The organism is Neptunomonas concharum (assembly GCF_008630635.1).
Classification (GTDB): Bacteria; Pseudomonadota; Gammaproteobacteria; order Pseudomonadales; family Balneatricaceae; genus Neptunomonas; species Neptunomonas concharum.
The window spans coordinates 2190762-2204827 of record NZ_CP043869.1 but is presented as its reverse complement, the minus strand read 5'-3'; the positions used below and the strand labels follow the sequence as shown (position 1 = coordinate 2204827).

Genomic DNA, 14066 nt, shown 5'->3' with positions numbered 1-14066 from the left:
GTAGGTTTTAATTAAGCAGGGCTAATTACTCACCACTGCGATACGTACGGCATCCATTTTTAATTTAGATGTGCGTAAGTGATTTAAGATACTCTCACGATTAGCCAGTAACTGCGATAGTTCATCTTCACGAATTGAAGGATTGACTTTAATCAGTGCTTGAAGACGTTCTACCTCTTCATCAAGCTGATGTGTTGCTTTGTCCAACGCAGCGGCTATGAGGGTATCCTGCTGCTGCTCGGCGGCTGTCTCGGCTTTTTCCAAAACACTGGAGATCTGTTCGCGGCCATGACGTATCAAATTTTGGGACGCATGACGTTTGACGCGCTCGCCAAGTTTGTTCAGGTGCTCTGAGGTAATAATCTGAGTCAGATTATTACCGTTGCTATCAAACAGTACGCGAACCGTCGCTTGAGGTTGATAACGCTGCAGGTTAAGCGCACGGGGAGCTGCACAATAGAGGACGAAAATAGTCTCAACCAATAAAGTGCCTGGCTGTAGTGGCGGGAGTTTAACGGTGCAGACAGCCGTGTTACCAAACTCACTGCCTGTAATCATCTCCATTGCCCCAGAAACCATTGGGTGTTCCCAGTTTAAGAATTGCATGTCCTCGCGGCCAAGCGCCTCCTCTCTGGAATAGGTCGCCGTGCAGCCATCATCCGAGAGCCCCGGGAAGCGGTGATAAATCATCTGATCGGTTGGCTGTAGAATAACCGAGTGTAGACCATGAGTTTGTTGATCTACGCCGAATTGGTCGAATACCCGTTCCATGTAATCAACCAGCTGGCTACGTTGCTCATACTCGGTAACAGCTTCCAACAGTGCCTCTGCCTGAGCTGGGCGACAAGAGCTCATCTCAAGCAGGCGATCTCGTCCCTTTTTGAGTTCGTCGAGAATCTCTTTAGAGGCAGCTTGGGATGTTGTGATCAATTCCTGAAATACAGCCTCATCCGCGCCATCGAGCAGCAGGGAAGTCAGCGTGTCTTCAAATTGATTTAGGAGCAATTGGCCAGCAGGGCAGGTATGACGAAAAGCGTTGATGCCTTCATCCAGCCAGCGTAGCAGAATCGCTTGGGCACTGTTTTCGTAGTAGGGGACATGAATCTGCACATCATGTTTTTGGCCGATACGGTCTAAACGGCCGATACGCTGCTCTAACAGGTCGGGGTTTAGAGGTAGGTCGAACATAATGAGGTGTTGTGCAAACTGGAAGTTACGCCCTTCGCTACCAATTTCAGAGCACACCAGCACCTGTGCGTATTCCTCTTCGTCGGCAAAATAAGCCGCAGCTCGGTCACGATTGATGAGTGTCATCTTCTCATGGAAAACGGCAGAGCGAACGCCTTTACGTAGCCGGATATACTCCTCCAACGCTTGTGCGCTATCTGCGCTGGCACAGATCAGTAAGGTTTTCTCTAAACGATGATCTTTGAGCCAATTGTCCAGCCAAGCGACTCTTGGGTCCTGTTCTAGCCAATCTTCCCCAATCAAGTACTCTGGTTGGAGTACCTGTTGCAGGGTCGCTTCGGCAGTATCTGTCATTAACTGCAGGGGGGCTTCGAGAGGGTAGGTATGAAGTACGCGTTTTGGGAAGCCTTCTACTGCATCTCTGGTATTTCTGAAGAGTACGCGTCCTGTTCCGTGCCGATCTAAGAGGTGGTTAATGCATTCTTCAAGGGCGATATCTCCTTCACCAGATTGAGCTGACTCAATCAAGGCTGCTGAGGTTTCTTCACCCAAGTAACCATTCAGCTCAGCTTGAAGTGCCGCGTCATTAGCGAGCAGGGATACGCCATTCTCAGCGATGAGCTTTTGAACCAGTGTGTTGACTTCAGCGTAGTGAGTCTGTTCTTCACGGAATTGGTCTAAATCTGAATAACGATCAGGATCGAGCAAGCGTAAGCGGGCAAAATGACTTTCAATGCCTAGCTGCTCAGGGGTGGCTGTCAGAAGCAACAAACTGGGGATGTTGCTTGCCAGTGTCTCAATTGTTCTATAAAGCGGGCTGGTTTCGGTTTCGCTCCACACAAGGTGGTGAGCTTCGTCGACAATCAGCATATCCCACTGGCAGGCTAAAATCTGTTCTATCCGTTCGGCGTTATCGTTGATGAACGACTGGGTGCAGAGGATCAGTTGCGCTGATTCGAACGGATTGTCTGTTCCTGACATCTCCATAGCGGTGCAGCGAAGCTCATCCATAATGCTAAAGCGCAGATTAAACCGGCGAAGCATCTCAATTAACCACTGATAAACCAAGCTATCAGGTACGGTAATTAACACGCGTTGTGCGCGGCCGCTGATGAGTTGCTGGTGGAGTATGAGACCGGCTTCTATGGTTTTACCCAAGCCTACTTCGTCAGCAAGTAATACCCTTGGCGCAAAACGATTTGCGACTTCATGAGCGATGTAAAACTGATGAGGTAACAATTGCACACGACCACCTGATAGACCGTAGGCCGGTGATTTCTGCAGGCGATGATGGTGCTCAAGGGTATCCAAACGCAAGCGGTAACGGCTTAGTTTGTCTATTTGTCCTGCAAATAGGCGATCTTGCGGGCGGTTAAATTGGACAGTGCTGTCTAATTCTAACTCAGGAACAATGAGCTCGTTGCCCTCTTTATCCTTACCGAAATAGATAATACATCCATTTTTTTCGAGACGTTCTGTGATCTCGAACTCAACACCTTCAGCTGTTTGGACGGATTCGCCAACGGGGTACTCCACTCGGCTCACTGGAGCGTTGTCGGTGGCGTAAGTACGCTCCTCTTCTGCGGCGGGAAATAGGATGGTAACGCGTCGGTCTAGGTTGGATGTAATGATACCTAGGCCTAACTCGGCTTCGGTATTGCTGATCCAGCGTTGACCTGGAATAAACTCTGTAACTGCCAAACTGATTACTCTCGTTTTGCTCGTTAGGAAAGGCCGTGCATGATAGGAGCTTAGCCAATATCTTTAAAGGCGTAGAGGCATTTTTTATCCTCTTTTTAATACGCCTTTGTGTATTTCGTCTTGTGAGTAGACGGCGTTATCTAAAATCCAGCCAGTGACCAAAAATGCGGGTGTAACATCAAAAGCGGGATTAAACACGGGTGTATCTTCTGGACTCCAACGCACAGCGCCAAAACTGCCGCTGACACCTCGAACTTCTGCTGCATCGCGTTCTTCGATGGGTATCATACTCCCTTCGGGGCATTCAGGATCAACGGTGGTGTAAGGGGCGACCACATAGAAAGGAATCTTGTGATAATGGGCAATGACGGCTAAGGCGTAGGTGCCCACTTTATTGGCAAAGTCACCGTTAGCAGCAATTCTATCAGCGCCGACCAATACATAATCTACTTTGCCATCGCGCATCAACAAAGCGGCCATGTTGTCGCAGATCAGGGTGTGGGGAATATTAAATTTACCCATCTCCCAGGTTGTTAATCGCCCTCCTTGCAGGAGAGGGCGGGTCTCATCCACGTAAACATGAATATTTTTACCTTGATCATGGGCGGCTCTAATAACACCTATGGCTGTGCCAACACCTGCGGTGGCTAAACTGCCGGTATTGCAGTGGGTGAGAATATGGCTATTCGGCTTGATCAATTGAGCGCCGCGGCTCGCCATCGCGTCACATAGAGCGATATCTTCGTGGAACAGCCGTTCAGCTTCTTTGGGGAGCGCGCCAACACCTTGAGTGTTGAGGACGGACAACATGCTGTCCATGTTATTCATGAGGTTAACAGCAGTAGGACGGGCCGCACGCAAGGTGGCGGCTGCTTCCCTTAACCCATTTTCATCAACACCTTGTTCGGCTAAGTACCCGAGCAGCAAGCTTGCCCCAATGCCAATAAGAGGAGCACCACGAATCTGTAGTTTCTTGATCATATCCACCATAGATTTAACGCTATGGCAGGCAAGCCAAACCTCTTTGTCGGGCAGCTGGTGTTGATCTAACACACTCAGGGTGCCTTGTTGATATTTAAGGCTGGTTGCGATCAAGTCTTGCATAAAAATCCTCGGTTGGAGAAAAAACTGACGTCGATGAGTGTCACTGGAGATTATAGCTTGTATGGAAGAAGGGAGCAGCAGGCTTGTTCTTCGATTTCACAGAAAAGCTAACGTTGATGAGAGACTTCTCCCAGTATATAAGTGGCTTTAACTGCTCGGTCATCTCCTAAGGTCATCAATACGAATAAGCGCTCCTCAAGCGTGGTGGCTTGTGCCATGCGGTATTGCATTAAAGGCGTTGCATGATAATCAAGTACCACAAAATCTGCTTCTGTGCCGGGATGTAGTGTGCCGATATAGGCATCAAGATTTAAGGCTTTAGCGCCCCCCAGCGTGGCCAGATATAAAGATTTGAAAGGGCTAAGTTTTTTCTGTTGTAGCTGCATCACTTTGTAAGCTTCGTTTAATGTTTGCAACATAGAAAAACTAGTACCAGCGCCCACATCCGTCCCTAATCCAACGTTAACCTTGTATTGTTCCATTTTACTAAGATCAAAAAGGCCACTGCCTAAAAACAAATTTGAGGTAGGACAGAACGCAAGTGAGGATTGGGTATCAGCGAGTCGCTGACATTCTGATTCGCACAAATGTACGCCGTGGGCAAACACGGATCGCTTACCGAGCAGACCATAGTGGTCATAGACATCCAGATAGCCTTCTCGCTCCGGAAACAGGGCCTTGACCCACTCAATTTCCTGCTTGTTCTCGCTTAAATGGGTATGCAGATAAAGGTCAGGAAACTCATGCAACAATTGGCCAGCCAGTGTGAGTTGCTCTTCACTGCTGGTGGGAGCAAAGCGTGGTGTCACTGCATAATGTAAGCGATTCTTTCCATGCCAGCGCTGGATAAGGGCTTTACTGTCTTGATAACTACTTTGAGGCGTATCGAGGAGGGCATCTGGTGCGTTGCGGTCCATCATGACTTTTCCTGCGATCATTCGCAGGTGCTTGTCGTTTGCGACTTCAAAAAAAGCATCTATGGATTCTGGGTGCACCGTGCCAAATACTAAAGCGGTGGTTGTGCCATTTCTCAGTAGTTCGGTTAGAAAGAGCTTGGCGACTGTATCAGCATGGTTTTTATCGGAGAATTTTTGTTCCTCCACAAATGTATAGTTGTTTAGCCAATCCAATAATTGCTCCCCGTAAGAGGCAATCATGCCGGTTTGTGGGTAGTGTATATGGGTATCCACAAAACCTGGTGTGATCAGTGCATCTGGGTAGGTTGTTATCGGTGTGTTATCCGCTAGCGAAGGGAGGAGGTCCGCCGCATGGCCTATGGCTTTAATCAGCCCATTTTCGATAACCAGCAATCCATCTTCGAAGTATTCATAACTTGCTGTTGGTCCGACTTCGGCGGGGTCAGCAATCGAGTGGAGTAAAGCAGCGCGAAAAGCTTGGATTGTGTGTGTCATGTGAAGATTGTCCGGTTGTGGGTATAGCTGGGTGCTTTAATGGTTTATTTTACTTGGCTGAGGAGCTGTACGTCAGCGTTAATTGAGTTGGGCAGCGTGGCTGGCTCTTTGCTGATAATGCTGAATGATTTCCGCGGCGATTGAAACAGCTACCTCACCAGGAAGTTTGCCGGGTATCTTTACCTCCCCGATGGGGCAGGTGAACTGTGCTATGGCTTCTTCACTAAACCCTTTATGTTTCAGTCTATGCTCAAATTTACGTCGTTTTGTTATTGAGCCAATCATGCCGACGTAGCGGGCATCACCCCGTTTGAGAATAGCCTCGATAAGTGATTGATCTAAGTGGTGATTATGGGTCATGACTAAATAGAAGCTGTTTTGAGGTTGGTTGGCTATTTCGCTGACAGAGTCATCACTAATGCAGGCGGTTGTATTTTCCGGAATGCTTGCCGGAAAAAGCGAAGCGCGTTCATCAATCCATGTAACCTGAACGGGCAGATTAGCTAAGATTGGGACCAGTGCATTTGCAACATGCCCCGCACCACATAGGCAAATATGTAAGCTGCGGGGAATAATCGGCTCAAAAAGCAATGTAACAGCACCACCACAGCACTGACCTAGGCTGGCACCCAAGGAAAAATGCACCTGTGATGGAGTATGAACATTGTCTTTGAGTAGTCGTTGGGCAAGCTTTATCGCCTTGTGTTCTAGGTGACCTCCACCGATCGTATCGAAGCTGCTCTGTGCAGTGACTACCATTTTTGAACCGCTGTTTCTGGGCGTTGATCCCCGGTTTTCAATAATGGTCACAAGGATCGCTGCTTCCCCAAGAGCCTGTAGTTGGTTGAGGGAGGTTAACCACTTCACGACAAAGGTTCTCTATTTGCCAGTTGGTGTTTTAGCTTTTCAATACCCAACAATACTTTTTCGGGAGTGGCGGGGGCATCTATATCGGGGTGGTATCGATAGTCTGACAAGCTAGAGACAGCATCCTTGATCGCGCACCAGACTGAAATGCTCAGCATAAAGGGAGGCTCTCCTACCGCTTTGGAATGGTAGACCGTATCTTCTGGGTTTTTACGGTTCTCGACCAAATCGACATTAAAGATGAGCGGTGTATCAGAGATCGCTGGAATTTTATAGCTCGCAGGACTGTTCGTCATTAAGCGACCGTGTTCATTCCAGCATAATTCCTCGGTGGTTAACCAACCCATTCCTTGTATAAAGCCTCCTTCGATCTGCCCAATATCGATAGCTGGATTTAATGAAGCGCCGACATCGTGCAGAATATCGGTACGAAGGACTTTATATTCTCCTGTTAATGTATCAACGATGACCTCAGAGCAAGCTGCACCCCAAGCAAAATAGTAGAAAGGATGGCCGCTGGCGCTATCTCTATCGTAGTGAATTTTCGGGGTTTTATAAAAGCCCGTGCTGGATAGCGAAACCTGAGAAAAGTAAGCGTCTTGTACCAATGCGTCGAAGCTCACCAGCGTCTCACCGACTTGAACACAGTTGTTTTTGAATATAATGGCTGAGGTATCCACGTTATACCGTTCAGCCGCAAAGTTTGTTAAGCGCTGTTTTAATGTACGTGCTGCCGCTTGCGCCGCTTTGCCATTGAGGTCCGCGCCTGATGAGGCGGCAGTCGGTGAGGTATTGGGTACTTTGCTGGTATCTGTAGCGGTTATCTGTATGCGCTCGATACTGACTTGTAACTCTTCAGCGACAATTTGAGCGACTTTGGTGTTCAAACCTTGCCCCATCTCTGTACCACCATGGTTCAGTTGAATACTACCGTCGGTATAAATATGGATTAAGGCGCCCGCCTGATTAAGAAAGCCCGCCGTAAACGATATGCCAAATTTGACCGGTGTTAAGGCGATACCTTTACGCAGGAAAGGGTGTTTGTTATTGAATTCGCTAATCTGCTGACGGCGCTGGCGGTAGTCTGCGCTTTGTTTCACCTGTTCGAGAATATCCTTGATGGGATTGTCCTCAATCGTCTGGTAATAATGAGTGATGTTTCTGTCGTGCTGGCCATAGAGGTTACGTTCTCGCACGGTGAGAGGGTCTTCACCTAGAAAGCGTGCTATTTCATCCATAATGTTTTCAATAGCAAGCATCCCTTGTGGCCCGCCAAACCCGCGATAAGCTGTATTGGAGGCGATATGTGTTTTACAACGGTGCCCGGTAATGAGAGCGTCACCTAAGTAATAGGCATTATCCGCGTGGAACATGGCGCGATCCACTATGGAGCCTGATAAGTCCGGTGAAAATCCACAGTTGCCCGACAACTCTATATTGACACCTTGTAGCACGCCTTTTTGGTCAAACCCAACATCGTACTCGACAAAAAAAGGGTGGCGCTTACCGGTCATCATCATGTCATCAGAACGAGCCAAACGCATTTTTGCAGGCATCCCTGTTTTTTGCGCTACAACCGCTGCAAGGCAAGCAGGGCCCGCTGCTTGAGTTTCTTTACCGCCAAATCCTCCACCCATTCGGCGCATATCGATGGTGATTTTGTGCATAGACAGGCCCAAGACGCTAGCCACCAGTTTTTGGACTTCAGTGGGGTTCTGGGTGGAGCAATAAACCAGCATTCCGCCATCTTCAGTGGGTATAACGCTGGATACCTGTGTCTCTAGGTAGAAGTGCTCTTGGCCGCCTATATTGAGTTGCCCTTTAATGCAATGTGGCGCGCTGGCTATTGCTTTGTTAGCGTCACCACGTTTGTGCTGGTGGCTCTGCATGACAAAATGCTTTTTGTGTAGTGCTTCTTTTACATCAAGTAGCGCTTCTAGTGGTGCATATTCAATGGTGGCTAACTGTGCTGCTTCTCTGGCTATGTCATAGGAGGTTGCTGCAACAACAAACAGTGGTTGTCCCCAGTATTCCACTTTGCTATGTGCCAGTAGTGGGTCGCCAGGGAGTACCGCGCCAATATCTAATTGGCCTGGAATATCATCGGCGGTAATCACACAAGCAACCCCAGGGTACTGACGGCAGGCGTTCACATCTAATTTTGTGATGGTGGCATGGGCTTGCTCACTCAGTCGCGCATAAAGGTGCAGATGGTTGGGATACTCCAGTTGATCATCAATATAGCGAGCTTCACCGCTAACATGTCGCTCGGCGCTCTCATGGGGGAGTTTTTTGCCGACACCTGACGTAAGCGTCTGTTTGAAAGCAAGTTCCAGCACTTCAGGGGGCGGGGTAGGAGGGTTAGATTTCGACATGGTCACTCACTCGTGTTATCAAGTTACTATCGTGCTGTGACTCCCACCAAAGCTTCATTAATAGATTTCGGGTGGTTAGGGTGCGGTAGTGTGCACTGGCTCTAAAATCAGACAGGGCGCTGAAGTCGTCATTTAAAGCAGGGATAGCCTTTTCTAATACTGAGAATTGCCATGGCTGGCCTGCGAGTGCTTTTTCACACTTAATGGCTCGTTTAGGGATGGCAGCCATACCACCAAAAGCAATACGCACATTAGTAATCAAACCGTTATGCATCTGTAAGTGAAAAGCACCGCATACTGCTGAGATATCATCATCGAGACGTTTAGATATTTTGTAGATCCGATAGAGGCTTTGCGGGTGTTTTCTTGGGATGCAAATCTTCTCTATATACTCGCCGGGTAATAGGTGCGTTTTGCGGTAGTCGATAAAAAATTCATCTAAAGGCATGCAACGTATATGGCCATTGCGCCTCAGTTGTACGCTTGCACCTGCCGCAATTAAGGCTGGGGGGGAGTCACCAATGGGTGATGCGTTGGCAATGTTGCCCCCGAGAGTGCCTTGGTTGCGAATTTGTAAGGATGCGAATCGATCAAGTAATTTACCCAAATCTGGATATTCCTGACTGAGTATAGAGTGGCAGTGGCTTAATGTGCAGGCTGCGCCTATCTCAATATGGCTATCACTGAGATTGATGCGCTTTAGTGCTTCAATGCGACCAAGATAAACGATGGGGCTTAGGCGGTGATGCATCTGTGTAATTTCTAAGGCTAAGTCGGTCCCCCCTGCCAGAATACGAGCGTTAGGGTTTTGGAGGAGTAGCTTGTCCAGCTCATCAAGCGTTCTTGGAGAGAAGCATTCGCTCCCTTGTGCCTGTATACCGCTTAAATGATCATTTTGTAGCGCCTTGAGTTGGGTAATGGTGTTGCCCGTTTGCTGATCGAATACGTCATTGCTGTGTGTGTCGCAAATCTGTTTTGCGGCATTGATGATCGGTTGGTAGCCCGTACAGCGGCAAAGGTTGCCCGATAGGGCTTCGAGCGTAGCCTCTCTTTGGTATGTCGTTACATTTTTCTGTAAAGCAAAGAGAGACATAACAATGCCTGGCGTACAAAACCCACACTGAGATCCATGATGCTCCACCATTGCTTTTTGCACCGGGTGTAGCTGCGCTTGTTTGAGTGCTTCAATGGTAATTAACTGCTTACCCTCTAAAGCGGGTAACAAGGTTAGGCATGTATTGATCGTCTCATAGGAAAGCGTTTCATCCTGCAACGAAACGAGTACAGCGGTGCAAGCGCCACAATCGCCAGAGGCGCACCCCTCTTTTGTACCAGTCAGGTGTTTGTGTTGGCGTAAATAGTTTAGCACCGTCGTATTGGGGTCGATGGCCTCAATGATTTCTGGTGTTTGGTTTAGGAGAAAACGTATCACCTTGTAGAGCTCCAATACTGTTTACTTGACGGAAATACTGAGTTTAAGAATAGGTCTTTTCTGACTTTTAGGTCAAGTAATAGGCATGCCAAAGCGATCTTCTGTGCTGCAGAGAGTAAGCAATTGCTATACCCGTTAGCTTTTCCTTATAGTGCTAGAGTATATGTGTTGTCATGCCAGCACTGGGCAAGGCTGGGAAGCAGTGGTTTGTTGTTTTAGGTAATAAGATGCGTCAAGTGATAAGAAAAGGCTACCGATTAACCGTCACAGGATTGGTGCAAGGCGTAGGCTTTCGCCCCTTTGTGTGGCACCTTGCCCGTCAGCTGAAGTTAATGGGGCAGGTATGGAATGATGCTGCAGGGGTGACGGTAGAATTGGTTGCATCTTCGCAACAGCGGGATCAATTCATTAAAGCATTGACGACAGCGCTTCCTCCTCTTGCTCGAATCGAACATCTTTCCTGCATGGATGCAGAGTTAGTGATTAATTCTCCGGATTTTCAGATTATCAAGAGCCGCAACGGCGATCCACTAACTGGGTGTGTGCCGGACGCAGCAACATGCCCTGCGTGTATTTCGGAGCTAAAAGATCCCTCTAATCGCCGTTATCGCTACCCTTTTATTAATTGCACCCATTGTGGGCCGCGTTTAAGTATTCTTCGTGGGATCCCTTATGATCGTTACCAAACGAGTATGGCTGAGTTCCGATTATGCGAAGACTGCCAAGAAGAGTACGATAATCCAGCTGATCGTCGCTTTCATGCTCAACCCAATGCCTGTGCTGCGTGTGGGCCCAGATTATGGGTATGTGATGGAGAGAGTAGAGAAATAAACCCTGTCTCAGACCCGTTTCAGCTGATAACTGAACAGATTCGGCAGGGCAATATTATCGCAATAAAGGGAATCGGCGGTTTTCATCTCGTCTGTGATGCGACCTCTAAAGAGGCGCTTCAACGCTTAAGAGAGCGAAAGCAACGCCCAGATAAGCCCTTTGCACTTATGTTTCGTGATTGTGAGAGTGTCCAGCGATATGCGTGTCTTGATTCAGACGTTCGTCAGCTCCTGCAATCGGCCAGCGCGCCGATTGTGCTGTTGGCATCTAAGTATCAGTTACCAACAGAGGTAGCACCCGGCCAGTCACGTTTAGGGTGTATGTTACCTCACTCACCTGTGCATCATTTGTTACTGGAATCTTTTGAGTCCCCCCTTGTAATGACGAGTGCGAACCGCTCTGGCTCGCCGCAGGTGATTGATAACGATGAGGTGGTATCTCAGCTGCAGGGGATCGCTGACTATTATGTTTTGCATGATAGGGAGATTGTTAATCGTGTTGATGACTCTGTTGTGGCAATAAACTCCCACTCTGAAGGGAGTAACAATTATCCTAAAATGCAGGTGATCAGAAGAGCACGAGGCTATGCGCCCGCTCCGATAAAGCTGCCTCCCGGTTTTGAGCGCGCACCGGATTTATTAGCATTAGGTGGCGAGCTTAAGAACACTATTTGTCTGATTAAAGGGGGACAGGCGATAGTGAGTCAGCACCTAGGTGATCTCGAAGATGTGCGCACCTATGATGAATACCTCAATACTATCGAGAGGTATCAATGTTTATATGCACTGAAACCATTTTGCTTAGTGGCAGACAATCACCCAGAGTATCTATCCAGCAAATATGCGAAAGCCAGTGGTAAAAGGGTTGAATGGGTCCAGCATCACCATGCCCATTTGTCCAGTTGTCTGGCGGAACATCAGTGGCCGTTAGAAGGTGAAGATCTGCTTGGTCTCGCGCTGGATGGTCTAGGTCTAGGGGATGATGGCACGCTCTGGGGAGGGGAAATTTTTCAGTTTAACTACCGTCAGTACACTCGCGTAGCGTATTTTGACCCGGTACCTTTGGTGGGAGGTGTTCAGGCGATATTGGAGCCATGGCGCTGTCTAGTAGCGCAACTGCATCATTATGGTTTGCTGGATGAAGCATTACCACAACTCCCTTGGCTGGATGACAAACCTATCCCTGTTATTCGATCAATGCTTAAAAAACAACTGAACTCCCCCATGAGCAGTTCGGCAGGGCGGCTATTTGATGCTGTCGCTGCTTTATTAGACTTATCTCGCGACCGGATAACGTATGAAGGGCAGGCCGCTATAGAACTAGAGTCCTTGGCTGAAAAAGTACTATCTGTGGATCGTACCTACCCGATGGATTGGAGATATGACGGTGAGATGCGGATTCTATGTTGGGATCGCTTATGGTCGGCGATGCTGGATGACCTATCCCGTGATACAGATCCCGCATTGATTGCGTGTGCATTCCACCACTCTTTGGCACATGTTTTGGCAAATTTATTGAATGATTTATCTCAAGCAACCTCTATCACAACGGTGGTGCTAAGCGGGGGCGTTGCACAAAACCGGCTATTGTGTCGACTACTTGCAGAAAAATTAGCTAGCTTTGGCCTGGCGCTACTAACCCATAAGCAGCTACCTGCTAATGATGGCGGGCTGAGTTATGGGCAAGCTGTTGTTGCGGCTGCTCGCCAGTTATAGTTATACCGTTACCTTTGTAAGCTCTTGTGTCATTTTTCTAATCTCTTCACCGACGATCTGAACTGCTCGTTCGTTGCGCTCCGATGGGCGGTCAGTGAAATTCAGGCGCATGCAGTGGCGGTATTTACCGCTGGCTGAAAAGAGCACGCCTGGCGCGATACAGACTCCTAGCGCCATGGTGCGCTCATTTAGCATTACGGTATCAATCTCAACGGGTAACTCGACCCACAGTAAAAATCCCCCTTGTGGGTAGCTAATTCGAGTACCTTGCGGGAAATACTTCTCGATCCAGCCGATCATGGCATCACGGCTTTGTTGGTATTGCGTACGCATTTTTCGAATATGACGTTCATATCCACCTTGGGCAATAAACTCCGCTATCGCAACTTGTGGCAGGGTAGCGGTGCTGGCGGTAACGACATATTTCATATGTATGACTTGGTTGACATAACGGCCCGGAGCAACCCAACCTACACGAAGCCCAGGTGCCAGCGTTTTTGAAAAAGAGGAGCATAAAAGTACGCGACCTTCATTATCGAATGACTTAATCGAAGGAGGGCGGGGTGCGTGGTAGGCAAGATCACCATAGATGTCATCTTCGATGATGGGTAGATCATAGGGTGCAGTGATCTCCAGCAAGCGCTGCTTGTGCTCGACTGGCATGGTGTAGCCTAAGGGGTTATTGCAAGTTGGCGTGATTTGGATGGCTTTAATCGGCCACTGCTCCAGCGCAAGTTGGAGTGCCTCTAAACTGATTCCTGTCTCTGGATGGGTTGGTATTTCCAGCGCTTTGAGGCCATGGGCCTTGATCGCTTGCATCGAACCATAGAAACTGGGTGAATCCACGGCAATAATGTCTCCCGGTTGGCTAATAGCCCGTAAGCTGACGGAAAGTGCTTCCTGACATCCCGTCGTGGTAATGATGTCATCTGGATGCAATCGGCATCCAGAGTCCACCATTAGCCTTGCTATCTGTAATCGTAGTTTATCTGACCCTCTTAGGTGCTCATAAGAGAGGATACTCGACTGCGCATAGCGATTAAGGTCCGACATAATCCGACTGAGAGGTTTTAATGTAGGTGCTTCTAAATCAGGAATTGCCCGGCCAAGTTGGACAATATCTTGACTGGTATTTGCGCATAAAAGATTTAACACCTCCTCCCATTGAGAAACCTCTAAAGGTCGCTGCACCGGTCTACTGACATCGGGCAACTGTTGGGGAGCTTTTTGTCGATTGAGTACATAGTACCCCGATTTAGGGCGAGGCTCGGCAAGCCCCTGATCCTCTAATAAACGGTAGGCTTCTTGTGCGGTTGAGATACTGACTTCAAAGGTTTTACTGACGTCGCGAATAGAAGGAAGCCGCTCACCCGCTTGGTAATAGGATTGTTCTATACGTTCAGAAATAGCTTGGGCAACCTGCTCATAACGTTTCATTACA

Annotated in this window: 8 protein-coding genes; 1 reads left to right on the top strand and 7 read right to left on the bottom strand. The window is 48.4% G+C overall.

The genetic code is table 11. The features are described 5' to 3' along the window. Positions 1 to 21: 21 nt before the first annotated feature. The 6 genes from rapA to xdhA all read right to left on the bottom strand — a co-directional run bounded on the left by rapA (position 22) and on the right by xdhA (position 10079). Positions 22 to 2889, bottom strand: coding sequence for an RNA polymerase-associated protein RapA (rapA, locus tag F0U83_RS10370; protein ID WP_138987607.1), 2868 nt, complete (start codon positions 2887 to 2889; stop codon positions 22 to 24). Positions 2890 to 2973: 84 nt separating this feature from the next. Continuing rightward, positions 2974 to 3993: an S-methyl-5-thioribose-1-phosphate isomerase gene (gene mtnA, locus F0U83_RS10365; protein WP_138987608.1), complete on the bottom strand. Its 1020-nt coding sequence runs from the start codon at positions 3991 to 3993 to the stop codon at positions 2974 to 2976. 107 nt (positions 3994 to 4100) lie between these two features. Then, positions 4101 to 5405 carry a guanine deaminase gene (gene guaD, locus F0U83_RS10360; protein ID WP_138987609.1) on the bottom strand — a complete coding sequence of 435 codons (1305 nt, stop codon included), beginning with the start codon at positions 5403 to 5405 and terminating at the stop codon, positions 4101 to 4103. A gap of 78 nt (positions 5406 to 5483) precedes the next feature. Beyond that, positions 5484 to 6272 carry a xanthine dehydrogenase accessory protein XdhC gene (gene xdhC, locus F0U83_RS10355; RefSeq protein WP_138987610.1) on the bottom strand — a complete coding sequence of 263 codons (789 nt, stop codon included), beginning with the start codon at positions 6270 to 6272 and terminating at the stop codon, positions 5484 to 5486. Continuing rightward, on the bottom strand, positions 6269 to 8647 hold the full coding sequence (gene xdhB / locus F0U83_RS10350; RefSeq protein WP_138987611.1) for a xanthine dehydrogenase molybdopterin binding subunit: 2379 nt from the start codon (positions 8645 to 8647) through the stop codon (positions 6269 to 6271). The genes xdhC and xdhB overlap by 4 nt, the downstream gene beginning before the upstream one ends. Continuing rightward, the gene (gene xdhA, locus F0U83_RS10345) at positions 8634 to 10079 is read right to left on the bottom strand and encodes a xanthine dehydrogenase small subunit (RefSeq protein WP_138987612.1); all 1446 of its coding nucleotides are present in this window, start codon (positions 10077 to 10079) and stop codon (positions 8634 to 8636) included. The genes xdhB and xdhA overlap by 14 nt, the downstream gene beginning before the upstream one ends. Before the next feature lie 227 nt (positions 10080 to 10306). Between xdhA and hypF the strand changes: the two genes are divergently transcribed. Further along, a complete protein-coding gene (gene hypF / locus F0U83_RS10340) occupies positions 10307 to 12625 on the top strand; it encodes a carbamoyltransferase HypF (protein WP_138987613.1) in 2319 nt (772 codons plus the stop codon). Here hypF and F0U83_RS10335 read toward each other — a convergent pair whose 3' ends face one another. Then, positions 12626 to 14062 carry an aminotransferase-like domain-containing protein gene (locus F0U83_RS10335; protein WP_138987614.1) on the bottom strand — a complete coding sequence of 479 codons (1437 nt, stop codon included), beginning with the start codon at positions 14060 to 14062 and terminating at the stop codon, positions 12626 to 12628. Between the last annotated feature and the right edge of the window lie 4 nt (positions 14063 to 14066).

Excerpts from the sequence above, each read along its gene's own strand:
- F0U83_RS10335 (WP_138987614.1), bottom strand. The coding sequence starts at position 14,062 with ATGAAACGTTATGAGCAGGTTGCCCAAGCTATTTCTGAACGTATAGAA.
- xdhB (WP_138987611.1), bottom strand. The coding sequence starts at position 8,647 with ATGTCGAAATCTAACCCTCCTACCCCGCCCCCTGAAGTGCTGGAACTT.
- guaD (WP_138987609.1), bottom strand. The coding sequence starts at position 5,405 with ATGACACACACAATCCAAGCTTTTCGCGCTGCTTTACTCCACTCGATT.
- hypF (WP_138987613.1), top strand. The coding sequence starts at position 10,307 with ATGCGTCAAGTGATAAGAAAAGGCTACCGATTAACCGTCACAGGATTG.
- mtnA (WP_138987608.1), bottom strand. The coding sequence starts at position 3,993 with ATGCAAGACTTGATCGCAACCAGCCTTAAATATCAACAAGGCACCCTG.